This window comes from Rathayibacter sp. AY1C5 (assembly GCF_002931705.1).
Taxonomy (GTDB): domain Bacteria; phylum Actinomycetota; class Actinomycetes; order Actinomycetales; family Microbacteriaceae; genus Rathayibacter.
The window spans coordinates 472455-496380 of the sequence record NZ_PSWD01000001.1 but is presented as its reverse complement, the minus strand read 5'-3'; the positions used below and the strand labels follow the sequence as shown (position 1 = coordinate 496380).

Genomic DNA, 23926 nt, shown 5'->3' with positions numbered 1-23926 from the left:
GGCGTCAGCGGCTGGAGGCCCGGTTGGCGGACCGTGTCGCCGCGCGCTTGCGATGGGTGATGTGCTGCATCAGCTGGTTCTGGAGGTCGGCGAGCGGAGCGCCCTCCTCGTCGAGGTGGTGCCGCGTCCAGTCGCCGTCCGGGCCGAGCCACCAGGAGGCGGTCCGCTCGTCCATCGCCCGCTCGAACATGTCGTCGATCTCGCTGAGGTGCGCCGGCTCGACGATCCGCACCAGAGCCTCGACGCGGCGGTCGAGGTTGCGGTGCATCATGTCGGCGCTGCCGATGAAGACGTCCGGCTCGCCGCCGTTGACGAAGCTGAAGATGCGGGAGTGCTCGAGGTAGCGGCCGAGGATCGAGCGCACGCGGATGGTCTCGGAGAGCCCCTCCTGGCCGGGCTTCAGCCCGCAGATGCCGCGCACCCAGACGTCGACCGGCACGCCGGCCTGGCTGGCGCGGTAGAGCGCGTCGATCACGGACTCGTCGACGATCGAGTTGACCTTGATCCGGATGCCCGAGGGCCGCCCCGCGCGGGCGTTCTCGGTCTCGGCGGCGATCCGCTTGAGCAGGCCCTTCCGGAGGTGGCGCGGCGCGACGAGCAGGCGCTTGAACTTCTTCTCGATCGCGTAGCCCGAGAGCTCGTTGAACAGGCGCGTGAGGTCCTTGCCGACCTCGGGGTCGGCCGTCAGGAGTCCGAGGTCCTCGTAGATGCGCGAGGTCTTCGGGTTGTAGTTGCCGGTGCCGATGTGGGAGTAGTGGCGGAGCACTCCGCCCTTCTCCTGGCGGATGACGAGCGCGAGCTTGCAGTGGGTCTTCAGCCCGACGAGCCCGTAGACCACGTGCACGCCCGCCTTCTCGAGCTTGCGCGCCCACGAGATGTTCGCCTGCTCGTCGAAGCGCGCCTTGATCTCGACCAGGGCGAGCACCTGCTTCCCCGACTCGGCCGCGTCGATGAGCGCCTCGACGATGGGGGAGTCGCCGGAGGTGCGGTAGAGCGTCTGCTTGATCGCGAGCACGTCCGGATCGGCCGCCGCCTGCTCGAGGAACGACTGCACGCTCGTCGCGAAGGACTCGTAGGGGTGGTGCAGGAGCACGTCGCCACGGGAGACCGCCTTGAAGACGTCCTGCCGCTGGTTGGGCTCGCTGGGCGAGAGCTGCACCGCCGTCGTCGGGACGTGGTTGGGGTACTTCAGGTCCGGGCGGTCGATCTTCTGCAGGCTGAAGAGCCCGCTGAGGTCGAGCGGGGCCGGGAGCTTGTAGACCTCCTGCGTCGTGATGTCGAGCTCGCGGACCAGCAGGCCCAGCGTCTCGTCGTCCATGTCGTCGGTGACCTCGAGGCGGATGGGCGGGCCAAACCGGCGGCGCAGCAGCTCCTTCTCGAGGGCCTTGATCAGGTTCTCGGTCTCGTCCTCGTCGACCTCGACGTCCTCGTTGCGCGTCACCCGGAACACGTGGTGGTCGAGGATCTCCATGCCGGGGAACAGGTCGTCCAGCTGGTTGGCGATCAGGTCCTCGAGCGAGATGAACCGCATCGGCTCGCCCGGCGCCGCGACGCCGGCGATCCGCACGAAGCGGGGGAGCATCTGCGGCACCTTGAGGCGCGCGAACTCGACCTTCTGCGTCTTCGGGTTCCGCACCCGCACCGAGAGGTTGAGCGAGAGGCCGGAGATGTAGGGGAACGGGTGCGCCGGGTCGACCGCGAGCGGCATCAGCACCGGGAACACCTGGGCCGAGAAGTAGTCGTCCAGCACGGTGCGCTCGGCGTCGCTCAGCTCGTCCCAGCGGACGAGGTCGATGCCGCCGTCGCGCAGGGCGGGCTCGACGAGCTCCTTGAACGCTCGGGAGTGGCGCTGCTGCAGCAGGTGCGCCTTCTCCGAGATGTCGGTCAGCACGTCGACCGGCACGCGCCCGATGTTCGTCGGCAGGGCGAGCCCCGTGAGGATGCGGCGCTTGAGGCCGGCGACCCGGACCATGAAGAACTCGTCGAGGTTGGACGAGAAGATCGCGAGGAAGTTCGCCCGCTCGAGCGCCGGAACCAGCGGATCCTCCGCGAGCTCGAGCACGCGCTGGTTGAACGCCAGCCAGCTCAGCTCCCGGTCGAGGTAGCGGTTGTCGGGGAGGAGCGGGTCCGAGTGCTCCTCCTCGTCGTCGAAGTCGTCGTCGAGGTCATCGCTGAGACCGTCTTCGAGAAGCAGGTTGTCGCCGTCCATGCGACCATCCTGGCACCGCGTCCGTCCGCTCCGCGCCGCCGCTCGTGAATGCCGGATGAACGGGGCCGGGGAAGGCCCTGTGGAGGAGTGCCGGCTCAGCGCAGCGGCGCGGCCCGCTGCAGGTACTGCACGTCGACGGAGGCGTCCGTGAACCCGAGCGAGCGGTAGAGCGCCACCGCCGACCGGTTCTCGGCCTCGACGTAGAGGTCGGCCGTGGTGCAGCCGCGCTCGAGCATCCGCGCGAGCCCGGCGTTCAGCAGGGTGCGGCCGAGTCCCCGTCCGGCCGCCTCGGGGGCGACCCCGAGGACGTAGATCTCGCCGGTCGTCGATCCGGGCTCGATCTTGAGCCAGTCGTAGCCGAGGAGCGTGCCGTCGGCGTCGCGGAGCAGGAGGAAGTCGCCCTCGTCGAACCACGGCTCGGCGCGGCGGGCCGCCAGGTCCTCCTCCGTCATCCGCCCCTGCTCGGGGTGCGCGGCGAAGACCCGCGCGTTCAGGGCGATCCACTCGGCCGGAGCGAGGTCGCGGGCGTCCGAGAGGACGACGCCCTCGGGGACGCGGACCTCGGGAGCGGCGAGCGGCTCGAGCTCGAGGTGCAGGAGGGTGCGAACCGGTGCGAAGCCGTGGGAGGCCGCGAGGGCCCGGGCGGCGGGGTGGTCGCCGTGCGCCCAGGCGAGCAGGCCCGTCCGGCCGCTCGCGAGGACCTGCTCCAGGGTCGCGGTGCCGAAGCCGACCCCGCGCCACTCCGGATCGACGACGAACTCCAGCTCGCCCTGCCCGAGGATCGCCGCCGCCACGACCACGTCCGCGCGCAGCCCCACGAGGAGGGTGCGCGAGCCGGCCCGGGCGTCGACGAGCGTCTGGTCGCTGAAGGGGGGCTGGTGGTCGAACCAGGCGGCGCGCCCGATCAGGTGCTCGAGGCCGGCCGCCACCGCGGGATCGGCCAGATCCTCAACGGACAGGTTGAGCGACTCGCTCATTGTCCTCTTCGTACACGTTGAAGCGGTATCCGACGTTGCGGACCGTGCCGATCAGCGACTCCAGGTCGCCGAGCTTCGCGCGGAGGCGCCGCACGTGCACGTCGACCGTGCGGGTGCCGCCGAAGTAGTCGTAGCCCCACACCTCGCTCAGCAGCTGCTCGCGGGTGAAGACGCGCGAGGGGTGCGTGGCGAAGAAGCGGAGGAGCTCGAACTCCTTGAAGGTGAGGTCGAGCGGGCGCCCGTGCACCTTGGCGGAGTAGCTGGCCTCGTCGATCACGACGCCCGACGCCTGGATGCGCGAGGTCGACTGCTCCTGCGCCAGCCGGCCGATCACCAGGCGGATGCGGGCGTCGACCTCGGCGGGGCCGGCCGAGTCGAGGATGACGTCGTTGACGCCCCAGTCGGCCGAGACGGCCGTGAGCCCGCCCTCCGTGAGGATCAGGATGAGGGGGACGTTGATGCCCGTGGTCGTGAGGATCTTGCAGAGCGACTTGGCGCTGGCGAGGTCCTGCCGCGCATCGACCAGGATCAGATCGCAGCTCGGGGCGTTCACGAGCTGGGCGGGCTCCGCGGGGATCTGCCGGGTCCGGTGGCTGAGGAGCCCCAGTGCGGGGAGCACCTCGGCGCCTCCCGCCGAGGTCAGTATCAACAACTGCGCCACGGATCCTCCAGAACTGGTCTGCCCGCAATACTAGCGGCGGGCCGGGAGGGGCGTCCGCCTGGGGCACAATTGTCGGATGGGCAGGGATCGGGTGGGCATCGGAGTCGTCTGGGCGCTCGCACTCGCGGGCTCCGTGCTGACGCTGGCGATCGCCGCTCCGGAGTCCCGGCAGCTCTGGCTCGCGCTGACGTTCGGCGGCTGCGTGCTCGCGACCTTCGCGGTGCAGCTCGCCGTGGCCCGCGCCGAGGGGTACCTCCTCCGCGCGATGACGAGCATCGTCGGAGCGATGGCCGTGGTCGCGGTCGCGAGCGGGATCGCCCTCCTCCTCCCCGCCTGAGCAGTCGCGCCCTCCCGTCCCGAGCGCCCGGATCCGCACCGCCTGAGCGGTCGCGTCCGCCCCGCCCCTGCGTCGGAGGCGGCGGGTAGGATGAGCGCATGCTTCTCGCCCTGGAACTCTTCTACCTCGGTCTGCTCGGGCTCGCCTCCCTCGCCATCGCGTGGGTCTCCGGCGTGGTCGTCTACAAGCTCTACCGCGGCCAGCGCTAGCCGCCGCCGGAGCCCGAGTGATCTCGCTTCCGTCGGGCCTGCCGCCCGAGCTCGTCCCCCTGTCCTGGCTGCTCGGCGTCTGGGAGGGCTCGGGCGTCATCGACTACACGATCGGCGACGACTCCGTCCAGGCCGAGTTCGGCCATCGCATCAGCTTCAGCTACGACGGCCTCCCGTACCTCAACTACAACTCCTACACGTGGCTGATCGAGGAGGGCGCCGAGGAGGCGCCCCGGCCGCTGGTCACCGAGACCGGCTACTGGCGCCTCAGCCGCGCTCTGACCGACTCCGACGCCGGCCCGGGAATGCTGCCCGGCCGCGGCGCACCCGCCTTCCCCGACGCGGAGTCCGTCGAGACGCTGCGCAACGCCGCCGGCGGGTTCGACATCGAGGTCTCGCTCGTGCACCCGGACGGGGTCAGCGAGCTCTACCTCGGCCAGGTCAAGGGGCCGCGGATCGACCTCGCGACCGACGCGGTGATGCGCACCGCCGCGGCGAAGGACTACGCCGCCGCCACGCGCCTCTACGGCCTGGTCGACGACCACCTGCTGTGGGCGTGGGACATCGCCGCGCTCGGCCAGGGCCTGCGGACCCACTCCTCCGGACGGCTCGCCCGTGTCGACTGACGCGCTCTCCCCGCTCCTGGCCGCCCCGGGCGCCGTCGCGACGACGAGCGCCGCCGAGCCCGGCGTCGCCGCCCACTACGGCGAGCCCTTCCGCGAGCAGCGCGCTCTCGCCGCGGGCACCGCGCTCGTCGACCTCTCCGGCCGCGGCGTCGTGACCGTCACGGGGCCGGACCGCCTCACCTGGATCGACTCGCTCACCAGCCAGGCCGTCTCGCGCCTCGCTCCCGGCGCGTCCGCCGAGACGCTCCTGCTCGACCCGACCGGCCGGATCGAGCACGTCATCCGCCTCGTCGACGACGGCGAGACCGCCTGGCTCCTGCTCGACCGCGACGAGACGGCCGGCCTGGCCGCCTGGCTCGACCGGATGCGCTTCATGCTCCGCGTCGAGGTCGCCGACCGCACCGACGACTTCGCGACCCTCGCCGTCCTCGGCGACGGGCCGGCCCTGACGCTCGCCCTGTCCCTGGCCGAGGAGCCCGTCGTCTGGAGCGACCCGTGGTCGCTGGTCCAGCCGGGCGGCTGGCAGTACGCGCTGACCACAGAGCACCCCGGGGCCTCCTGGGAGCTCCGCGAGGTCCTGGTCCCGCGAGCGGCCCTCGAGGCCCTCGCGGAGACGGCCGTCGGGGTGGGAGTGGCCCTCGCCGGGGTCGACGCCCTCGAGGCCCTGCGCATCGCCGCCTGGCGCCCGCGCCACGCGACGGAGGTCGACGAGCGGTCCATCCCGCACGAGCTCGACCTCCTCCGCTCGAGCGTGCATCTCGCCAAGGGCTGCTACCGGGGCCAGGAGACGGTGGCGAAGGTGCACAACCTCGGGCACCCGCCGCGGCGCCTGGTCCTGCTGCAGCTCGACGGCTCCGACTCGGTCCTCCCCGCCCACGGCGACGTCGTCACGGCGCTCAAGGGCGGCGAGCCGGTCGAGGTCGGCACGGTCACCTCCAGCGCCTGGCACTACGAGGACGGACCGGTCGCCCTCGCGGTCGTCAAGCGGAGCGTCCCGGTGGACCTCGAGCTGACCGTGCTGGCCGGCGACTCGCGCGTGGCCGCGGCCCAGGAGGTCGTGGTCCCGCCCGGAGCCGGAGCGGAGGCGGGAGTGCCCCGCCTGCCCCGCCTCGGGGCGACGACCAGGTAGGCCACGCCGTGGTGGCCGCACGTCCCGCCGAGCGGGGCCGGGCGGCCGAGCGGCTGCGCGGTCTCGTCCGGACCCCCGAGCTGAGTCCCGCGCGCGCCCTCGCCCGCGCGGGGGCGTCGCTCCCCGCCGTGCTGCAGATCGTGCTCGCGGCGACCCTCGCCTACTCCGTCGCGCACTTCCTCCTCGGGCACCCCGCGCCGGTGCTGGCGCTGACGGCCACGATCTCGAGCCTCGGCATCGCGCGCGACACCCGCCCCAAGCAGGTGGCCGAGACAGCGACGGGGATGCTCATCGGCATCACGGCCAGCGAGGTCCTGCTCCTGCTGTGGGGGAGCGGCGTCTGGCAGCTCGCCGTCGTCCTCGCGATCGTCTTCACGCTCGGCCGGGCCCTCTCGCCCTCGCCGGGGTTCGCGGTGGCCGCCGGGACCCAGGCGATGCTGGTGATGGTCCTCCCTGCGCCGGACGGAGGCGTCTTCACCCGGAGCGTCGACGGCCTGATCGGCGGGCTCGCGGCGCTGCTCTGCACGGCGATCGTGCCCCGCCCGCCGCTGCGCACAGCGCGGGCCGAGGCGCACCGGCTCCTCACCGCGCTCAGCCGGACCGTGGAGGAGCTGGCCGAGGCGCTCCGCCGGGGCGACTCCTCGGCGTCCACCGCAGCCCTCGAGCGGATCCGCGGGACGCAGCCGGTCATCGACGGCTGGACCGCGGCGCTCGACTCCGCGACCGGCGTCGCCCGGATCTCGCCGTTCGTCCGCCGGCACCGCGGCGAGCTCTCCCGCCAGGCCGTGATGCTGTCCGCGCTGGACCTCGCGACCCGCAACCTGCGCATCGTCGCGCGCCGCACCGACTTCCTCGTCCGGGACGGCGCCCCGCGGCCGGAGCTCGCCGGAGCGGTCGCCGCCCTCGGCCCGGGCATCGCGCTGCTCGGCCGCGCGGTCGCCGATCCGTCGGTGCTCGCCCTGGCGCGTCAGGACATCGTGCTGCTCGCGACCACGCTCGACCCCCAGCGGCTGATCCCGGAGGCGCGCCTCGCCGAGAAGACGGTGCTCGTCCTGCTCCGCCCGCTCGTCGTCGACCTGCTCACGGCGACCGGCGCCGCTCCCGCCGAGGCGCGGGCCGCCCTGCCCCCGCTCGCCTAGGGCTCAGGAGGTCCGGTGCTCAGTCGGGCGCTCAGGAGGAGGGGGCGACCGCCTCCCACGCGACCGTCACCTCGCCCAGGCGCCAGCGCCGCGGCCCGCCGAGGACCGGCCACTCCGGCCGGAGGTCCCGGACCGCCGCGATCCAGCGCTGACCCGGACCGTAGACGGCGAGAGGGGCGTTCAGCGTCCACGCCCGCTCGAGGGAGGAGAGGAAGGCGTGCACGCCCTCGCCGGGCACGTTGCGGTGGATGAGGGCCTTCGGCAGGCGCTCGGCCGCCGTCATCGGCGAGGGGGTCGCCGCGAGCCGGAGCGAGAGGGTCAGCGAGCGCGGGCCCTCCCGGCCGACCTCGATCCAGGTGCAGATGCGGCCGATCTCGTCGCAGGTGCCCTCGACCAGGACGCCGTCGGGCTGCAGACGGTCCGTCATCGTCGCCCAGGCTCCCTCCACCGCGTCCTCGTCGTACTGGCGGAGCACGTTGAAGGCGCGGATGACGCCCGCCCGCCGCCCCGCGGGCAGGGGCACCTCGAAGCCGCCGCGCTCGAAGCGCACGCGCGCGTCCGCGGGGAACGGCGTGCCGCCCTCCCTCACCCGGGCGAGCTGGCGCCGAGCGGTGTCGACCCGTGCGGGCTCGATCTCGAGGCCGAGCACCTCGACGTCGGGCGCGGCCCGGACGAGCCGGCGGTGCAGCTCGAGCGTGGTGACCGCGCTCGCCCCGAAGCCGAGATCGACGACGAGCGGGGAGGCGGTGCTGCGCAGGACGGGCAGCTCGGCGAGCCGGCGGTCGACCCGGCGGAGGCGGTTCGTGCCCGTCGTTCCGCGGGTGACGGCTCCGATGGGCATGCTCTCCAGCGTATCCGCGGGCGAGGGGGCCGCCTCTAAGCTGGACGCATGTCCGAGACCTACACCCTCATCCTCGTGCGCCACGGCAACAGCGAGTGGAACCAGAAGAACCTCTTCACCGGCTGGGTCGACGTGCGCCTGACCGAGCAGGGAGTCGCGGAGGCCACCCGCGCCGGCGAGCTGCTGACCGAGGCGGGCCTGCACCCCGACATCGTCTACACGTCGCGCCAGACGCGTGCGATCCAGACCGCCAACATCGCCCTCGAGGTCGCCGACCGCCTGTGGATCGACGTCAAGCGCTCCTGGCGCCTCAACGAGCGCCACTACGGCGCCCTGCAGGGCAAGGACAAGGCGCAGACCCTCGCCGAGTACGGCCCCGAGCAGTTCCAGACCTGGCGCCGCTCCTTCGACGTGCCGCCGCCCCCGCTCGACGACGACGACCAGTACTCGCAGGCGCACGACGAGCGCTACGCCGACCTCGGCGACGCCCTGCCCCGCACCGAGTCGCTGAAGCTCGTGATCGAGCGGATGCTCCCGTACTGGGAGTCCGACATCAAGCCGGACCTCGCCTCGGGCAAGACCGTCATGATCACCGCGCACGGCAACTCCCTCCGCGCGCTGGTGAAGACCCTCGACGGCATCTCGGACTCGGACATCGCGGAGCTCAACATCCCGACCGGGATCCCGCTCGTCTACGAGCTGAACGAGGACTTCGAGCCCATCGGCGAGGCGCGCTACCTCGACCCCGAGGCCGCGGCCGCCGGTGCCGCCGCCGTCGCCGCCCAGGGCGCCAAGAAGTAGCACCGCCCCGCACGCGCGAACGGCCCGCCCGAGTCCTCGACTCCGGCGGGCCGTTCCCGTAGCCCCGGAGGCGGAGCGCACGGACACGTCCGGCCCGCAGGAGACGCTCGTTCCTGCGGGCCGGACGGTGAGACGGGCCGGAGCCCGAGGTGTCGACTAGGAGTAGTCGCCCGAGATCAGGTACTGGACCTTCTTGGCGATCGACACGGCGTGGTCGGCGAAGCGCTCGTGGTAGCGGCTGGCGAGGGTCGCGTCGACGGTGTCGGCGGCCTGGCCCTTCCACGCCTCGCTGAGCACCTTGTCGAAGACGCTGACGTGCAGCTCGTCGATCTTGTCGTCCTCGTCGCGGATCTCCTCGGCGATGCGCGGGTCCTGCGAGCGGAGCAGGTCGGTCAGCTTGTGTGCTACGACCACGTCGAGGCGGCCCATCTCGACGAACGTCGGACGCAGGCTCTTGGGGACCACCTTGTCGGGGAAGCGGTAGCGCGAGAGCTGGGCGATGTGCTCGGCGATGTCGCCCATCCGCTCGAGCGACGCGCTGATGCGCAGCGCCGAGACGACGATCCGCAGGTCGCGGGCGACCGGGTTCTGCCGGGCGAGGATGTCGATCGCGAGCTCGTCGAGGCTGATGGCCAGCTCGTCGATGCGCGCGTCGCTCGCGATGACCTCCTCCGCGAGGGTGACGTCGGAGTGGTTGAACGCCTGGGTCGCCTTCTCGATGGCGATCTCGACGAGTCCGGAGATCTCGACGAGTCGTTCCTGGACCTCGGCCAGCTCCTGCTGGAAAACTTCGCGCATCTGTGTTCGACCCTCTCTACGGCGCGCGCGGACGACGGCGCCGGATCTGCGGCGAGCACCTCGCACGCCGCTGCGACTGCACTCCGTGGGCGCAGGCGCAGTCATGATGACCACGGCAGGTTAACGGACGGTGCCGGGCGTTTGAACAGTACTCGACCCCCGGAGGATCGACGGGAGTCCGGTAGGGGGACGCCCGGTGGATGGTTAGCCTGGGTCCGTGGATTCGGGCTTGATCGTGGTTCTGTCGCTCGTTCTCGGTGTCGCGATCGGGATCCTTCTGACGACCGTGCTCACGCTCGCCGCCCGCCAGGGCCGCATCGCGCAGGACGTGATCTCGGTCGGGCTACCCGAGGGGATCGAGGCGATCATCGACGCCGTCGGCTCGCCCGCCTTCGTGACCGACCCGTCTCACAACGTGCTGAAGGCGTCCACCCGCGCCGTCGCGCTCGGCCTGGTCTCGCAGGACACGCTGCTCCACCCCGACCTCGCCGCCATCGTCGACCGCGTCCGCCGCTTCGGCGACGACATCGTCCAGGACCTCGAGCTCGCGACCAGCCCGCTCTCCGACGCCGCCGTGACGCTCGTCGTCCACGCGACCCGCCTCGGCTCCCGCTACGTCCTCGTCATCGCCGAGGACCACACCGAGGCGCGCCGGCTCGAGGCCGTCCGCCGGGACTTCGTCGCCAACATCTCCCACGAGCTGAAGACCCCGATCGGCGCCGTCGGCCTGCTCGCCGAGGCCCTCGACTCCGCCGCCGACGACCCCCAGCAGGTGCGCCGCTTCGCGCACCGGCTGACCCAGGAGTCGCACCGCCTCGCGAAGATCACGCGCGAGATCATCGAGCTCTCCCGCCTCCAGGCCGCCGACGTCGCCGGCTCCGCCGAGATCATCCGCGTCGACGACGTCGTCACGGCGGCGCTCGAGACCACCCACGTCATGGCGGAGTCGCACGACGTCACCCTGGTCAAGGGCGGGATGAAGAAGGCCTACGTCGTGGGGCAGGAGAAGATGCTCGTCTCGGCGCTGCACAACCTCCTCGCCAACGCCATCCAGTACTCGCCCGCAGGCTCCCGCGTGGGCATCGGCGTCCGCTCCACCGGCGGAGTCGTCGAGATCGCCGTCACCGACCAGGGCATCGGCATCCCGGAGGAGGACCTCGACCGGGTGTTCGAGCGCTTCTACCGCGTCGACCAGGCCCGCTCCCGCCACACCGGCGGCACCGGCCTCGGCCTCAGCATCGTCAAGCACGCCGTGCAGAACCACGGCGGCGACGTCCGCGTCTGGTCCAAGCCCGGCCGCGGCTCCACCTTCACCATCCGGCTCCCCGAAGCCGACCCCGCCCGGACGCCCTTCGCGGCGACCGCCCCGATAGGAGAACACGCGTGACCAGCATCCTGCTCGTCGAGGACGAGAGCGCCCTCAGCGAGCCCCTCAGCTACCTGCTCGAACGCGAGGGCTACGACGTCACCGTCGCCGAGGACGGCAACCGCGCCGTCGCCGCCTTCGACGAGGGCGACTACGACCTGATCCTCCTCGACCTCATGCTGCCCGGCATGCCCGGCACCGAGGTCTGCCGCGAGATCCGCACCCGCTCCTCCGTCCCGATCATCATGGTCACCGCCAAGGACTCCGAAGTGGACATCGTCGTCGGCCTGGAGCTCGGCGCGGACGACTACGTCACCAAGCCCTACTCCACCCGCGAACTGCTCGCCCGCATCCGCGCCGTCCTCCGACGCCGCACCGAGGAGCCCGGCGAGGAGCGGATCGTCGTCGCGGGCCCCGTCCGCATGGACATCGAACGCCACACGGTCGAAGTCGACGGCGTCGAGACCCCGATGCCCCTCAAGGAGTTCGAGCTCCTCGAGATGCTCCTCCGCAACGCGGGCCGCGTCCTCACCCGCGGCCAGCTCATCGACCGCGTCTGGGGGAGCGACTACTTCGGCGACACGAAGACCCTCGACGTCCACGTCAAGCGCATCCGCTCGAAGATCGAGAAGACGCCGAAGGAGCCGGTGCTCCTGGTTACTGTCCGCGGCCTCGGCTACCGCTTCGACGCTTGATCGCGGGCCCTGGCGGGGCGATCTGCGGCGTTGTCGTCGGTTGCGATACCGCTGGTATCGCGCCCTCCTCCGCCTTGCAGCTCACCCCGCCAGGACCCGCGATCAACCCTGTGCTGGAGGGGTGAAGTGCGGGGCCGTCGCTGCGCGACGAGCCGCGGGGTGGGGCCGTCGCTGCGCGACGAGCCGTCGATGGTGGGGCCGTCGCTGCGCGACGAGCCGGGCAGGGGGCGTCGCTCAGGGCGTGGTGCTCGAGTGGTCGGCGTATCGAGACCCGCGCAGCCGGACGTCGCCCGCCTGGTGGTCGAGTGGCCGGCGGAGCGGGTGTGTCGAGACTTGCGGGGACGACGAAGGGCCGCCCACCGGGGTGGACGGCCCTCGAGGGCGGAGGGGGCTACTCCGCGGTGGGAGCGTCGACGCCGGGCTCGGCGGTCGGAGTGGGGAGCGCGGTCCGGGCGGGGTCGGCCGTCGGGGTGACGGTCGGCGTCGCGGAGGGCGCGGGGGTCAGCGTCGAGTAGGCCTCGAGGGCGTTCGTCAGGACGGGGACGAGGAGCTCCTTGCCCTGCTCGGAGCCGTACTGGAAGTAGACGGGGAGCAGGCCGCCGGGGATTGTGTCGATGTCGTCCATCTGGACGGCCTCGGTGCTGTCGGGGCGGACCTCGGTACGGCCGGGGACGGCGTCGACGGTGTCGCTGGTGCGGCCCGCGGAGCCCTCGTACTGCACCTCGACGCTCAGCGCCTCATCGGTGGAGTTCACGAGCGTCACGATCAGGGTGCCGGCCTCGCCGTCGTCCGAGACGATCATCGCGTTGCGGATGGCGAGATCGCCGATCGTCGCGCCGACTCCGTCGCTCGGGTCGTAGATCTTGCGCGTCGCCTGCGGGGCGACGAGGTTGCAGCCGGCGGTAGCGAGGGCGACGCCGACCGCGAGAACGACGGATGCAGCGATACGCGCCTTCACAGGAACCTCCAGATCGTCGGCCCCGCTCGCCCCGGACAGGGCGACTTCACTGTGCACGAGCCGACACCAGGCTAGCGTAGCGAGCACCGCGGCTCCGCCCGTCCGGACTCCCTTCCCGCTCGGCGCGCATGGTAATCTGTCCGCCGCTGAAAGGACGTCGCATGCAGTTCGAGGTCGGAGAGACGGTCGTCTACCCCCATCACGGAGCCGCCACGATCGCCGAGGTGAAGACCCGGACGATCAAGGGCCAGGAGAAGACGTACCTGAAGCTCCGCGTCGCGCAGGGCGACCTCGTCATCGAGGTGCCCGCCGACAACGTCGACCTGGTCGGCGTCCGCGACGTCATCGGCCGCGAGGGCGTCGAGCGCGTGTTCGAGGTCCTGCGCGCCGAGGTCGTCGAGGAGCCGACCAACTGGTCGCGCCGCTACAAGGCCAACCTCGAGAAGCTCGGGTCCGGAGACGTCGTCAAGGTCTCCGAGGTCGTCCGCGACCTCACCCGCCGCGACCGCGACCGCGGCCTCTCGGCGGGGGAGAAGAGCATGCTCGCCAAGGCCCGCCAGATCCTCGTCTCCGAGCTCGCCCTGGCCGAGAAGACCGACGAGGACGCCGCCTCCGTGCTCCTCGACGAGGTCCTCGCATCCTGAACGGTCCGGCCGGCGCGCCGACCGCGGCCGTCGTCCTCGTCGCCGCCGGCAGCGGCACGAGGCTCGGCCGCGAGCGCCCCAAGGCCTACGTCGACTGCGCGGGGAGGACGATCCTCGAGCGCAGCCTGCGCACGGTGCTGCTGCTCGCGGAGCCGGTCCAGATCGTCGTCGTGGCTCCCGCCGCCCTCCTCGAGGAGACGGCCGCTCTGACGCACGCCGCCGGAGCCCCGGACGGCTCCGTCAGCGTCGTCGCCGGAGGCGCCAGCCGCCAGGAGTCGGTCGCTCGAGGGCTCCGGGCGCTCGGCCCGGCCGTCGAGACGGTGCTCGTGCACGACGCCGCCCGCGCCCTCACGCCCGTCGACCAGTTCGAGCGGGTGATCGCGGCGGTCCGGGAGACGGGCGGCGGAGTGATCCCGGGTCTGCCGGTCACCGACACGATCAAGCGCATCCGCGCCGACGGCGGGATCCTCGGCACGGTGGACCGCTCCGAGCTCGCCGCGGTGCAGACGCCGCAGGGCTTCCCGCGCGCGCTCCTCGACGAGGCCTACGCCTCGGCGGAGGAGGACTTCACCGACGACGCGGCGCTCCTCGCCTCGCGCGGCGGTCCCTCGATCGTCGTCGCCGGCGACCCGCTCGCCTTCAAGATCACCACCCCCTGGGACCTGGCCCGCGCCGAGCAGGTGCTCGCACCGCCGCCCGCCGTCGTCGTGCCGCGCGTCGGCATCGGCACGGACGTGCACGCGTTCGACGACGCGTCGCCGCTCTGGCTCGCCGGGCTCCACTGGCCGGGGGAGCGGGGCCTGTCCGGGCACAGCGACGGCGACCCGGTCGCCCACGCGATCTGCGACGCGCTCCTGGCGGCGGCGGGTCTCGGCGACATCGGCTCCCGCTTCGGCACGACCGACCCGCGCTTCGCGGACGCCCACGGCGATGTCTTCCTCCGCGCGACCCGCGAGCTGGTGGAGGCCGCCGGCTTCGCCATCGGCAACGTCTCGGTGCAGCTCATCGGCAACCGCCCGAAGTTCTCGCCGCGGCGCGAAGAGGCGCAGAGGCTGCTCTCGGAGCTGCTCGGCGCACCGGTCAGCGTCGCCGCCACCACCTCGGACGCGCTGGGCTTCACCGGCCGGGGCGAGGGGGTCGCCGCGACCGCGACGGCACTCGTCCTCCCCACCCCCGCTGTCGCGCGGTAGTCCCCGGGCGGAGCCGCCGACCCGGCCGGGAGCGGTCCGCCCGGTAAACTCGCCCGCGTGACTCTGCGACTGCATGACTCGAAGGCCCAGGCCCTCGTCGATTTCGTCCCCCTCCGCGAGAACGAGGTCGGGATGTACGTCTGCGGACCCACCGTTCAGTCCTCGCCCCACATCGGGCACCTGCGCTCCGCCCTCGCCTACGACCAGCTGCGCCGCTGGCTGGCGTACCGCGGCTTCCAGGTCACCCTGGTGCGCAACGTCACCGACATCGACGACAAGATCCTCGCCATCGCCGAGGACGCGCGGCGTCGGGTGCCCGAGGGCGCGCCGGTCGAGCAGTGGTGGGCGCTCGCCTACCGCGTCGAGCTCGAGTTCACCGCCGCGTACACGGCCCTCGGCATCCTCCCGCCGACCTACGAGCCGCGCGCGACCGCGAGCATCGCCGAGATGATCACCCTCATCCAGACCCTGATCGAGCGCGGTCACGCCTACCCGGCGCCCGACGACTCCGGCGACGTCTACTTCGACACGCGGTCCTGGCCGGACTACGGCTCGCTCACCCACCAGCGCCTCGAGAGCATGGAGGCGGCGACCGACGCCGACCCGCGCGGCAAGCGCGACCCGCACGACTTCGCTCTCTGGAAGGGCGCCAAGGCGGAGGAGCCCGAGTCGGCCGCCTGGGCCTCGCCGTGGGGCGCCGGGCGCCCCGGCTGGCACATCGAGTGCTCCGCGATGTCGACGAAGTACCTCGGCACCCAGTTCGACATCCACGGCGGCGGGCTCGACCTGCGCTTCCCCCACCACGAGAACGAGCTCGCCCAGTCCAGCGCCGCCGGCCACGCCTTCGCCAGCTACTGGCTGCACAACGGCCTCGTGTCCGTCATCGGCCAGAAGATGAGCAAGTCGCTCGGCAACTCGGTGTTCGCCTCCGAGCTGCTCGAGGCGGCCCGCCCGCTCGTCGTCCGCTACTACCTCGGCTCGGCCCACTACCGCTCCACCCTCGAGTTCCACGACGGGGCCCTCGAGGAGGCCGAAGCGGCGCTGGAGCGGATCGAGGGCTTCCTCGAGCGCTCCCGCCGCCGCCTCGACGGCACGCGGTTCGCCGCGCTCGGCGAGCCGGTGGTTCCGGAGGAGTTCGCCGAGGCGATGGACGACGACCTGTCCGTCCCGCAGGCCATCGGCGTCCTGCACGAGACCGTGCGCGCCGGCAACGCCGCCCTCGACGCCGAGGACCTCGGCTCCGTCTCGGCCCTGCGCACCCAGGTGCTCGCGATGGCGGCCGTGCTCGGCATCGACCCGGAGGCGCCCGAGTGGGCGCGCTCCGACGACGAACCCTCGTACCGCGCGCTCAGCGTGCTGGTCGACCGCCTGGTCGCCGAACGCCAGACCGCGCGCGAGCAGCGCGACTGGGCGAGCGCCGACCGCATCCGAACCGATCTCGCCGCGGCGGGAATCACGATCGAAGACACCCAGACGGGTGCGCATTGGAGTCTCGATGGCGAATAAGCCCGGCCGCCCCGGAGCGGTCCGAAAGAAGAGCAAGGGCAAGGCCGTCGGTTCCGGCGGTCAGGGCCGTCAGGCCCTCGAGGGCAAGAAGCCCACGCCCAAGGCCGAGGACCGGCCCTACCACCCCGCAGGCAAGGCGAAGCTCGCGCGTGAGCGCTTCGTCGCCGCAGGCGGCAAGGGCCGCCCCGGCGGAGCCCTCTCCGCGGCCGCCCGCGGACAGGGGCGCCCCGCTCCGTCGCGCAAGCCCAAGAGCGGCGACGACTTCGAGATGGTGACGGGCCGGAACTCGGTCCTCGAGGCGTTGCGCGCCAGCATCCCGGCCACCACCCTCTACCTCGCGACCCGCATCGAGATGGACGACCGGGTCAAGGAGGCGCTCAAGATCGCCACCGCCCGCGGCCTTCCCGTGCTCGAGGTCATGCGCCCGGAGCTCGACCGCCTCGCCGGCCCCGACTCCGTGCACCAGGGCCTCGTGCTGAAGGTGCCGCCCTACGAGTACGCCCACCCGAGCGACCTGCTCGAGCGCAGCGTCTCCCGCGGAGCGGTCCCCCTCCTCGTCGCCCTCGACGGCATCACCGACCCGCGCAACCTCGGAGCGATCATCCGCTCCGTCGCCGCGTTCGGCGGCCAGGGCGTCATCGTCCCGCAGCGCCGCTCCGTGGGCCTCAACTCCGCCGCCTGGAAGACCTCCGCCGGAGCCGCCGCGCGCATCCCCGTCGCGATGGCGTCCAACCTCACCGCCATGATCAAGGACTTCAAGCGCGCCGGCGTCTTCGTCATCGGACTCGACGGCGACGGCGACGTGATGCTGCCCGGCCTCGAACTCGCCGACCGGCCGCTCCTCGTCGTCGTCGGCAGCGAGGGCAAGGGCCTCTCCCGCCTCGTCACCGAGCAGTGCGACGCCGTCGTCTCCATTCCGATCAGCTCCGCCACCGAATCCCTCAACGCCGGGATCGCGGCGTCGGTCGCGCTCTACGAGATCTCCAAACTCCGCTCCGCCTCCGAGTAGCGCGGGCGCCGGCACGGCGATCTGCGGCGTTGTCGTCGGGCGCGATACCGCCGGTATCGCTTCCTCCTCCGCCTTGCAGCTCACCGCGCGGGCACCGGCGTGGCGATCTGCGGCGTTGTCGTCGGGCGCGATACCGCCGGTATCGCTTCCTCCTCCGCCTTGCAGCTCACCGCGCCGGCACCCGCGCTCCAGGTCTGGATGTCAGGGGCGCCGCCTTCGGCGAGCGGACAGGGGCGCCGCCTGCGGCGAGCGGACCGAGTGCGCCGCCTGCGGCGAGCGAGCCGGGGGGATGCGAAGAGGGCCCGTGCTGACAGCGCGGGCCCTCTTGCGGTGGTGGGGGGTCAGACGTTCTTCGTCCAGTCGACGTCGGCGTCCTCGTCGGTGAGCTCGGCGTCGCCGGACTCGTCGAGGACGAGGTTCGGGAGGGTCAGCGCCTCGGTGGGAGGAGCGATGACCGTCGCCTCGTCGCGGCGGTGACGCAGGATGTCGTTCACGTAGGCGGTGACCGCCTCCGCCAGGGGGACGTCGCGCGCCTGCTGCTGCGACATGAACCATCGGTGCTCGAGCAGCTGGTGGAACATCTCGGCCGGCTCCAGGCGGCCCTTGAGATCACGGGGGATCGAGCGGATGACCGGCTCGAACACCTGCGCCAGCCACTCGTGCGCCACCATCTCCTCGTCCAGGCCCTGCTTGTCGTAGGTCGCCGTGTACGAGTCGAGGTCGTTGAGCAGGCGCCGCGCCTGGTTCTCCTGCGCGTCCAGCCCGGTGAGACGGAGCAGCCGCCGCTGGTGGTGGCCGGCGTCGACCACCTTCGGCTGGATCCGCACCGTGGACCCGGCCTCGTCGGTCTTGATCGCGAGCTCCTCGATGTCGAAGCCCAGCTCGTTCAGCCGGTTCACGCGGTCGTTGATCCGCCAGCGCTCCGAGGTCGCGAACGACTCGGCACCGGTCAGCTCCTTCCAGAGGCTGCGGTACGCCGCGACGATGCCGTCGGAGACCGTGATCGGATCGAGGTCGTCGTCGACGCGACCGCCGGCCTCGAGGTCGAGCAGCTCGCCGGCGATGTTGACGCGGGCGATCTCCAGATCGTTCTCGCGCTGGCCGTTCGAGAGGCCGCCCGAGTAGAGCTGCCCGGTCTCCGCATCGACCAGGTAGGCGGCGAAGGCGCCGGCATCGCGCCGGAAGAGGGTGTTCGAAAGGGACACGTCGCCCCAGAAGAAGCCGATCACGTGCAGGCGGACCAGGAGGAGCGCCAGCGCGTCGACCAGACGGGTCGCCGTGTCCGGCCGCAGCGTCTGCGAGAAGAGCGCCCGGTAGGGGAGCGAGAACTTGAGGTGACGGGTGACCAGCACGGCGGGCAGGGCCTCGCCCTCGTCGTCGGTGCGGTTCGTGATCACCGCGCCCGGCACCACGCACGGCACGTCGAGGCGCTGCAGCGTCTTCAGCATCTCGTACTCGCGCCGCGACATCTCGGCGGTCGTCTCCTTGACGGCGACGACGTGACCGGAGAGGTGGGCGAAACGGACCGTGTGCCGCGAGATGCCCTTCGGCAGGGCGGCGATGTACTCGTCGGGCCAGTCGTCGAGCCGCAGGTTCCACGGCAGGTCGAGCAGGGCCGGGTCGACGGTGGCCGAGGTGATGTTCAGGGAGCCGGACATGGTGCGCCGTTCGTGTCGCGTGTCGGACGGTGGGGGAGCCGCAGACGACGCTGCCGCCGCCCTGGAGGGGACGGCGGCAGCGTGCGGTGCAGGAGGAGGCTCAGGAGAGGCGCTCGCCCGACTCCGCGTCGAAGATGTGCACGCGGTGGTTCGCGGTCACGTACACGCGGTCGCCCGCGGTCGGGTGCACGCGGCCGTCGACGCGCGCGACGATGTCGGTGCGGCGGCCCTCGACCTCGGTGTGGCCGTAGAGGTAGCCGTCCGAGCCGAGCTCCTCGATGAGGTCGACCTCGATCGGCAGTCCGCCGGGCTGGGTCGAGACGGTGACGTCCTCCGGGCGCACGCCGAGCGTGACGACCTTCTGGCTCGTCTTCGCGAGCGCCTCGCGGGCGATCGGGAGGACGGTGTCGCCGAACTTGACGCCGCCGTCGGTGACGTCCGCGTGGAAGAGGTTCATCGCGGGCGAGCCGATGAAGCCGGCCACGAAGACGTTGTTCGGGTTCTCGTACAGGTCGCGGGGCGAGCCGACCTGCTGGAGGAGGCCGTCCTTGAGGACCGCGATGCGGTCGCCCATGGTGAGCGCCTCGGTCTGGTCGTGGGTGACGTAGACCGTGGTGATGCCCAGGCGGCGCTGCAGCGTGCCGATCTGGGTGCGGGTGGACACGCGGAGCTTGGCGTCGAGGTTCGACAGCGGCTCGTCCATGAGGAAGACCTGGGGCTTGCGGACGATGGCGCGGCCCATCGCGACGCGCTGGCGCTGGCCACCGGAGAGCGCCTTCGGCTTGCGGTTCAGGTAGGGCTCGAGGTCGAGCATCTTCGCGGCCTCGAGGACCCGCGCGGCGCGCTCGTCCTTGTTGACGCCGGCGATCTTGAGCGCGAAGCCCATGTTCTCGGCGACCGACATGTGCGGGTACAGCGCGTAGTTCTGGAAGACCATCGCGATGTCGCGGTCCTTCGGCGGAACGTCCGTGACGTTGCGGTCGCCGATGAGGATGCGGCCCTCGTTGACCTCCTCGAGGCCGGCGAGCATGCGCAGGGACGTGGACTTGCCGCAGCCGGAGGGGCCGACGAGGACGAGGAACTCGCCGTCGCCCACCTCGAGGTTGAGCTTGTCGACGGAGGCACGAGTGGCCCCGGGGTAGACGCGGGACGCGTGGTCGAAAGTTACGGACGCCATTGTTCTTGCTCCTTCACCGGCAGGTACGTGCCGGACGATCCGAGTGAATGGAAGTGATGGTCATCATCGCGTGGGCGACTCCGACCAACCGTCACAGTATGCCACGGGGCCGACAGTCGTCGGTCGGGCACCGCGTATCCGTCGTTTGGAGGTTTCCCAGGGCTCGCGCGTAGGATTCCGGCGAGTCGCGCCCGGCGACCCCCTTCTTCCCCCTCTCTCATTCGGAGCGTTCTTGTCATGACCACCGGCGGAGCCAACGACCGTCTCTCGAAGAACCAGCGACGAGAGGCCGCCCGAGAGAAGGCGCGCCGCCTGCGCGAGCAGCAGAAGCGCCGCGACCGCGTGAGCCGCTTCGCCCTGCAGGGCGGGCTCGCCGCCGTCGTGATCGCGGTCGTCGTGATCGTGGTCTTCGCCGTCACCTCGAGCATCCGCCCCGCGGGCCCGGGCCCGGCGAACATGGCGAGCGACGGTGTCGTCATCGGCGAGAACATGGTCGCGCAGACGAGCGGTGCCGTCGCCGCCGACGGGACGCCCACCCCCAGCGCGCTCGACACCTCGGCCGGCACGGTCGACATCCGGGTCTACCTCGACTACCTCTGCCCCTACTGCGGCCAGTTCGAGAAGACCAACGGCGACCAGATCAAGGAGTGGGTGACCAGCGGTGCCGCGACGGTCGAGATCCACCCGATCGCCATCCTCACGACCCGCTCCAACGGAACCAAGTACTCGGAGCGCTCGGCCAACGCCGCCGCGTGCGTCGCGGACCGCTCGCCCAACTCCTTCTTCGACTTCAACTCCCTGCTGTTCGCCAACCAGCCGGCGGAGGGGACAGACGGACTCTCGGACGACCAGTTGAAGGACTACGCCTCGCAGGCGGGCGTCGAGGACACGGCGGCCGTGAACACCTGCATCGACGACCAGAGCTTCGTGAGCTGGGTCCGCGCCGCGACCGAGCGCGCCACCTCGGGTCCGCTGCCCGGCACGGACGTGCCCGCTGTCACGGGCACCCCGACCGTCCTGGTCAACGGCGAGGCGTACTCGGGCTCGCTGACCGACCCGGACGCCTTCAGCTCCTTCGTGCTCTCGGCCGCCGCCGACTCCTACTCGTCGGCGACTCCCGCGCCCACTTCCTCCGAGACCCCGGCGCCGAGTGACACGCCCGCCTCGACCGAGGCCCCCGCGTCGACCGAGACGCCCGCGTCGACCGAGACCCCCGCTCCCAGCGACGCCCCGGTCTCCACCGAGGCTCCGGCCTCCTCCGAGCCCACTCCGGCCGCCGCGGGCTGAGCCCCGGACGCGCAGGAGCCCCGCGCATGCAGAAGGCCCCGACCGCACACAGCGGTCGGGGCCTTCTTCTCTCCTGAGCCGACGACGGGACTTGAACCCGTAACCGCCCGATTACAAGTCGGGTGCGCTACCAATTGCGCCACGTCGGCAGGTGCGCTCGCGCGCCCGGCCACCCTATCGCGGGCCCCGGATCCGCCCGGATCGGGGCCCGCCGCGTCTCACGGTTCGAGGATGCTGAGGTGCCGCTCTGCGGGAGCGGGACGCTTGGGGCCGCCGATCTTCCCGTCGGGACGGCCGACGTAGAGCCAGCCGAGCAGCTCCTCGCCCTTCTCGAGGCGATGCGCCTTCCGCACGGCCTTGTCGCGCGTGTAGGAGCCGGTGCGCCAGAAGACACCCCAGCCCGCCTCGTCGAGCAGCAGGCTCAGGAGGTGGGCGACGCCCGAGGCGACGGCCTCCTGCTCCCAGGCCGGCACCTTCGACTTCTTGACGCTGACCACGACGGCCAGCAGCAGGGAGGCGCGGTGCGTCTTCTCGATGTACTTCCGCGGGTCCTTCTTCGCCCCCGAGGCGACCGCGAAGCTGCGGCCGACCCGGTCGCGGGCGGCGCCGCGGATCTCGATGACCCGCCACGGGCGCAGCGAGCTGTGATCGGCGAGACGCGACGCCGCCGAGACGAACGCCGCGATCTCGTCGTGCCCCGGAGCCTCCGGCGTCACCTTCGAGCGCGATCGGCGCGCGAGGACGGCCTCGAGCACGGGGGAGGAGGACACGGTCACTCGCCCTCGGCCTGGAAGTTCAGGGCGATCGAGTTCATGCAGTAGCGGTCGCCGGTGGGCGTGCCGAAGCCGTCGGGGAAGACGTGTCCCAGGTGGGATCCGCAGTTCGCGCAGCGGACCTCGGTGCGGACCATGCCGAGGGTGCTGTCCTCGATCAGCTGGACCGCGTCCGGGTTCACGGACTCGTAGAAGCTCGGCCAGCCGCAGCCGGAGTCGAACTTGGTGCCGCTCTTGAAGAGCTCGGCGCTGCAGGCGGCACAGGTGTAGAGGCCGGAGCGGTGCTCGTCGAGCAGCTCGCCGGTCCACGGGCGCTCGGTGGCCGCTTCGCGCAGGACCGCGTACTGGTCGCGGTCGAGCTCCTCGCGCCACTCGGCGTCGGACTTGTTCACGGAATACGACGACATGGGTCTCCCTCGGAATCCTCGTCAGTGTACGGGGGCGGTCGCGCCCCTCCACCTGGTCCAACCCCCGGGGCGACGGCTCCATTCCGCCTCCGCGGGCTGTGGAGGAGACTCCCCGCCTCCATGCCGCGACACGGTCACGAGGTGTTCGGAGCGCCTCCCCGGCGGCGGCCGTGGGCCTGCCTACCCTGGACGGATGAGCAGGACGACGGACCCGAGACCGGGCACCGGTCTGTCCGAGCGCGAGCTGCGGGTGCTCGCCTTCGAGCGCGAGTGGACGGCCCGCTCCGGGGACAAGGACGACGCGATCCGCTCCCAGTTCGGACTGTCGGCCGCCCGCTACTATCAGGTGCTCAGCGCGGTGCTCGCCTCTCCGGCCGCCCTCGCGCACGACCCGATGCTCGTCACGCGGCTGCAGCGCATCCGCGACCAGCGCGCCGGCGCCCGCGCCTCGCGACGCCTCGGGCGCCTCGAGTAGACGAGCTGCTCGAGTCCACCAACGGAAGGCCGGCCGTACCCCCGATGTCGAACACGCACCCGAGAGACCGCTTCGACGAGGTCCCGGCGACGGAGGCGCGCGTCGGCGCCCACCGCCGGCCGCCGGCCCCTCACGCCCGCGCCGTCGCCCTCGCCTGGGCCGCCCTCGCCACCGGAGTCATCGTCCTGCTCGGCTTCATCGGGCTGCTGGTCATCGACGACCGGGTGCAGTTCACGGATGTCTTCACTCCGCCGACCGCGACCGCGGAGGCGACCCCGACCGCAGCCGCGACGCTCGATCCCGATCTCGCCGTCGCCGTCCTCAACGGCACCGCCACCGTCGGACTCGCCGCCAGCGCCGGCGACGCCCTGACGACGGCCGGATGGAGCGTCCCGACCGTCGCGAACGCGAACACCGAGGACATCGCCGCCACGACCGTCTACTACACCGACCCAGCGCTCGAGGGAGCGGCCCTCGGTCTCGTCGACTCGCTCGGAACGGGGACCGTCCTGCTCTCGCAGGACTTCGTCGAGACGGGCTCCGTCGTCGTGGTCCTGGGGGCCGATTACGCCTTCGAGCAGGGCTGATCGGGGCCCTCTGTTACGGGCACGTTTCCTCCGTGTTGAATCCCGGGCAACTCTTCCCCGCGAGGCCCTTTCCAGCCCCTCCCGGGGCCGATAGCCGGATTAGTATTCCTGACCAGGCACCAGCACATCGCTCGTGCCGCGGGCATCACAGCACTGGGGAGTACAGAGATGGCGAACGGAACCGTCAAGTGGTTCAACGCTGAGAAGGGCTACGGCTTCATCACGGTCGACGGCGGCGGACAGGACGTCTTCGTCCACTACTCCGCGATCGACATGTCGGGGTACAAGGTCCTCGAGGAGGGGCAGCAGGTCGCGTTCGAGGTCGGCACGGGGTCGAAGGGCCCCCAGGCCGAATCGGTCCGCCCGGCCTGACCGCCGAGCCTCCCGGGAGCCGTCGTCCGCCTCGTGCGGGCGGCGGCTCCTTCGTGTCGGAGCGCGTGCCGGTCGCTTGCACTCGTCCACCGCGA

Annotated in this window: 25 protein-coding genes and 1 tRNA gene; 15 read left to right on the top strand and 11 right to left on the bottom strand. The window is 71.9% G+C overall.

The genetic code is table 11. The features are described 5' to 3' along the window. Positions 1–4: 4 nt before the first annotated feature. From C5C57_RS02305 to C5C57_RS02295, 3 genes are all read right to left on the bottom strand, one after another. Positions 5–2209 carry an RNA degradosome polyphosphate kinase gene (locus C5C57_RS02305; RefSeq protein ID WP_104224702.1) on the bottom strand — a complete coding sequence of 735 codons (2205 nt, stop codon included), beginning with the start codon at positions 2207–2209 and terminating at the stop codon, positions 5–7. 95 nt (positions 2210–2304) lie between these two features. Further along, a complete protein-coding gene (mshD, locus tag C5C57_RS02300; RefSeq protein WP_104227268.1) occupies positions 2305–3186 on the bottom strand; it encodes a mycothiol synthase in 882 nt (293 codons plus the stop codon). Next, positions 3158–3847, bottom strand: a complete 690-nt coding sequence (locus tag C5C57_RS02295) for a winged helix-turn-helix domain-containing protein (protein ID WP_104224700.1) — start codon at positions 3845–3847, stop codon at positions 3158–3160. The genes mshD and C5C57_RS02295 overlap by 29 nt, the downstream gene beginning before the upstream one ends. A 76-nt stretch (positions 3848–3923) precedes the next feature. Here C5C57_RS02295 and C5C57_RS02290 point away from each other — a divergent pair, with 76 nt between their 5' ends. The 4 genes from C5C57_RS02290 to C5C57_RS02275 all read left to right on the top strand — a co-directional run bounded on the left by C5C57_RS02290 (position 3924) and on the right by C5C57_RS02275 (position 7287). Then, entirely contained in the window at positions 3924–4184 is a 261-nt protein-coding gene (locus C5C57_RS02290; protein WP_146076503.1) for a hypothetical protein, read from the top strand. Between the two features lie 226 nt (positions 4185–4410). Further along, a complete protein-coding gene (locus tag C5C57_RS02285; RefSeq protein WP_104224698.1) occupies positions 4411–5019 on the top strand; it encodes an FABP family protein in 609 nt (202 codons plus the stop codon). Then, a complete protein-coding gene (locus C5C57_RS02280; RefSeq protein WP_104247691.1) occupies positions 5009–6148 on the top strand; it encodes a folate-binding protein YgfZ in 1140 nt (379 codons plus the stop codon). Before C5C57_RS02285 ends, C5C57_RS02280 begins: the two co-directional genes overlap by 11 nt. A gap of 8 nt (positions 6149–6156) precedes the next feature. Then, a complete protein-coding gene (locus tag C5C57_RS02275) occupies positions 6157–7287 on the top strand; it encodes an aromatic acid exporter family protein (RefSeq protein ID WP_104247690.1) in 1131 nt (376 codons plus the stop codon). Positions 7288–7318: 31 nt separating this feature from the next. On the opposite strand, the gene C5C57_RS02270 is transcribed toward C5C57_RS02275, so the two are convergent. Next, positions 7319–8128: a class I SAM-dependent methyltransferase gene (locus C5C57_RS02270; RefSeq protein ID WP_104247689.1), complete on the bottom strand. Its 810-nt coding sequence runs from the start codon at positions 8126–8128 to the stop codon at positions 7319–7321. Positions 8129–8176: 48 nt separating this feature from the next. On the opposite strand from C5C57_RS02270, the gene C5C57_RS02265 reads away from it, so the two are divergent. Continuing rightward, positions 8177–8929, top strand: a complete 753-nt coding sequence (locus C5C57_RS02265) for a phosphoglyceromutase (RefSeq protein WP_104224694.1) — start codon at positions 8177–8179, stop codon at positions 8927–8929. Between the two features lie 156 nt (positions 8930–9085). On the opposite strand, the gene phoU is transcribed toward C5C57_RS02265, so the two are convergent. Next, entirely contained in the window at positions 9086–9727 is a 642-nt protein-coding gene (gene phoU / locus C5C57_RS02260; RefSeq protein ID WP_104224693.1) for a phosphate signaling complex protein PhoU, read from the bottom strand. A gap of 217 nt (positions 9728–9944) precedes the next feature. On the opposite strand from phoU, the gene C5C57_RS02255 reads away from it, so the two are divergent. Continuing rightward, complete coding sequence (locus C5C57_RS02255; protein ID WP_104224692.1) at positions 9945–11114, top strand: cell wall metabolism sensor histidine kinase WalK; 1170 nt, start codon at positions 9945–9947, stop codon at positions 11112–11114. Next, complete coding sequence (locus C5C57_RS02250) at positions 11111–11788, top strand: response regulator transcription factor (protein WP_104227263.1); 678 nt, start codon at positions 11111–11113, stop codon at positions 11786–11788. Before C5C57_RS02255 ends, C5C57_RS02250 begins: the two co-directional genes overlap by 4 nt. A 391-nt stretch (positions 11789–12179) precedes the next feature. Here the strand turns inward: C5C57_RS02250 and C5C57_RS02245 are convergent, their stop codons facing one another. Beyond that, positions 12180–12746 (bottom strand): hypothetical protein, encoded by a 567-nt coding sequence (locus tag C5C57_RS02245; RefSeq protein WP_104224588.1) that lies wholly within the window; start codon positions 12744–12746, stop codon positions 12180–12182. A 161-nt stretch (positions 12747–12907) separates the two neighbouring features. Here C5C57_RS02245 and C5C57_RS02240 point away from each other — a divergent pair, with 161 nt between their 5' ends. Genes C5C57_RS02240 through rlmB form a run of 4 tightly spaced genes read left to right on the top strand, consistent with a single transcriptional unit; the run spans position 12908 to position 17095 of the window. Further along, on the top strand, positions 12908–13390 hold the full coding sequence (locus C5C57_RS02240) for a CarD family transcriptional regulator (RefSeq protein ID WP_104224589.1): 483 nt from the start codon (positions 12908–12910) through the stop codon (positions 13388–13390). After that, complete coding sequence (gene ispD, locus C5C57_RS02235) at positions 13384–14580, top strand: 2-C-methyl-D-erythritol 4-phosphate cytidylyltransferase (RefSeq protein ID WP_181027206.1); 1197 nt, start codon at positions 13384–13386, stop codon at positions 14578–14580. The genes C5C57_RS02240 and ispD overlap by 7 nt, the downstream gene beginning before the upstream one ends. Before the next feature lie 57 nt (positions 14581–14637). Beyond that, the gene (gene cysS / locus C5C57_RS02230; protein WP_104247688.1) at positions 14638–16086 is read left to right on the top strand and encodes a cysteine--tRNA ligase; all 1449 of its coding nucleotides are present in this window, start codon (positions 14638–14640) and stop codon (positions 16084–16086) included. Next, positions 16076–17095: a 23S rRNA (guanosine(2251)-2'-O)-methyltransferase RlmB gene (rlmB, locus tag C5C57_RS02225; protein WP_104224591.1), complete on the top strand. Its 1020-nt coding sequence runs from the start codon at positions 16076–16078 to the stop codon at positions 17093–17095. The genes cysS and rlmB overlap by 11 nt, the downstream gene beginning before the upstream one ends. Before the next feature lie 341 nt (positions 17096–17436). On the opposite strand, the gene C5C57_RS02220 is transcribed toward rlmB, so the two are convergent. Then, positions 17437–18753 (bottom strand): DUF4032 domain-containing protein, encoded by a 1317-nt coding sequence (locus C5C57_RS02220; RefSeq protein WP_104226481.1) that lies wholly within the window; start codon positions 18751–18753, stop codon positions 17437–17439. Between the two features lie 100 nt (positions 18754–18853). Then, on the bottom strand, positions 18854–19930 hold the full coding sequence (locus C5C57_RS02215) for an ABC transporter ATP-binding protein (protein ID WP_104224593.1): 1077 nt from the start codon (positions 19928–19930) through the stop codon (positions 18854–18856). Between the two features lie 237 nt (positions 19931–20167). Between C5C57_RS02215 and C5C57_RS02210 the strand changes: the two genes are divergently transcribed. After that, positions 20168–21217, top strand: a complete 1050-nt coding sequence (locus tag C5C57_RS02210) for a thioredoxin domain-containing protein (protein ID WP_104247687.1) — start codon at positions 20168–20170, stop codon at positions 21215–21217. Positions 21218–21293: 76 nt separating this feature from the next. On the opposite strand, the gene C5C57_RS02205 is transcribed toward C5C57_RS02210, so the two are convergent. The 3 genes from C5C57_RS02205 to msrB form a co-directional block, all read right to left on the bottom strand. Beyond that, positions 21294–21366: transfer RNA gene (locus C5C57_RS02205), tRNA-Thr, on the bottom strand. 69 nt (positions 21367–21435) lie between these two features. Further along, positions 21436–21993, bottom strand: coding sequence for a nitroreductase family protein (locus tag C5C57_RS02200; RefSeq protein WP_104226480.1), 558 nt, complete (start codon positions 21991–21993; stop codon positions 21436–21438). After that, a complete protein-coding gene (msrB, locus tag C5C57_RS02195) occupies positions 21990–22397 on the bottom strand; it encodes a peptide-methionine (R)-S-oxide reductase MsrB (RefSeq protein WP_104224596.1) in 408 nt (135 codons plus the stop codon). Before msrB ends, C5C57_RS02200 begins: the two co-directional genes overlap by 4 nt. Positions 22398–22590: 193 nt before the next feature. Here msrB and C5C57_RS02190 point away from each other — a divergent pair, with 193 nt between their 5' ends. The 3 genes from C5C57_RS02190 (at position 22591) to C5C57_RS02180 (ending at position 23831) form a co-directional block, all read left to right on the top strand. Then, entirely contained in the window at positions 22591–22872 is a 282-nt protein-coding gene (locus tag C5C57_RS02190; protein WP_104224597.1) for a DUF3263 domain-containing protein, read from the top strand. Positions 22873–22916: 44 nt separating this feature from the next. Beyond that, the gene (locus C5C57_RS02185; RefSeq protein ID WP_104247686.1) at positions 22917–23459 is read left to right on the top strand and encodes a LytR C-terminal domain-containing protein; all 543 of its coding nucleotides are present in this window, start codon (positions 22917–22919) and stop codon (positions 23457–23459) included. Between the two features lie 168 nt (positions 23460–23627). Further along, positions 23628–23831, top strand: coding sequence for a cold-shock protein (locus C5C57_RS02180; RefSeq protein ID WP_104224599.1), 204 nt, complete (start codon positions 23628–23630; stop codon positions 23829–23831). Positions 23832–23926: the final 95 nt, after the last annotated feature.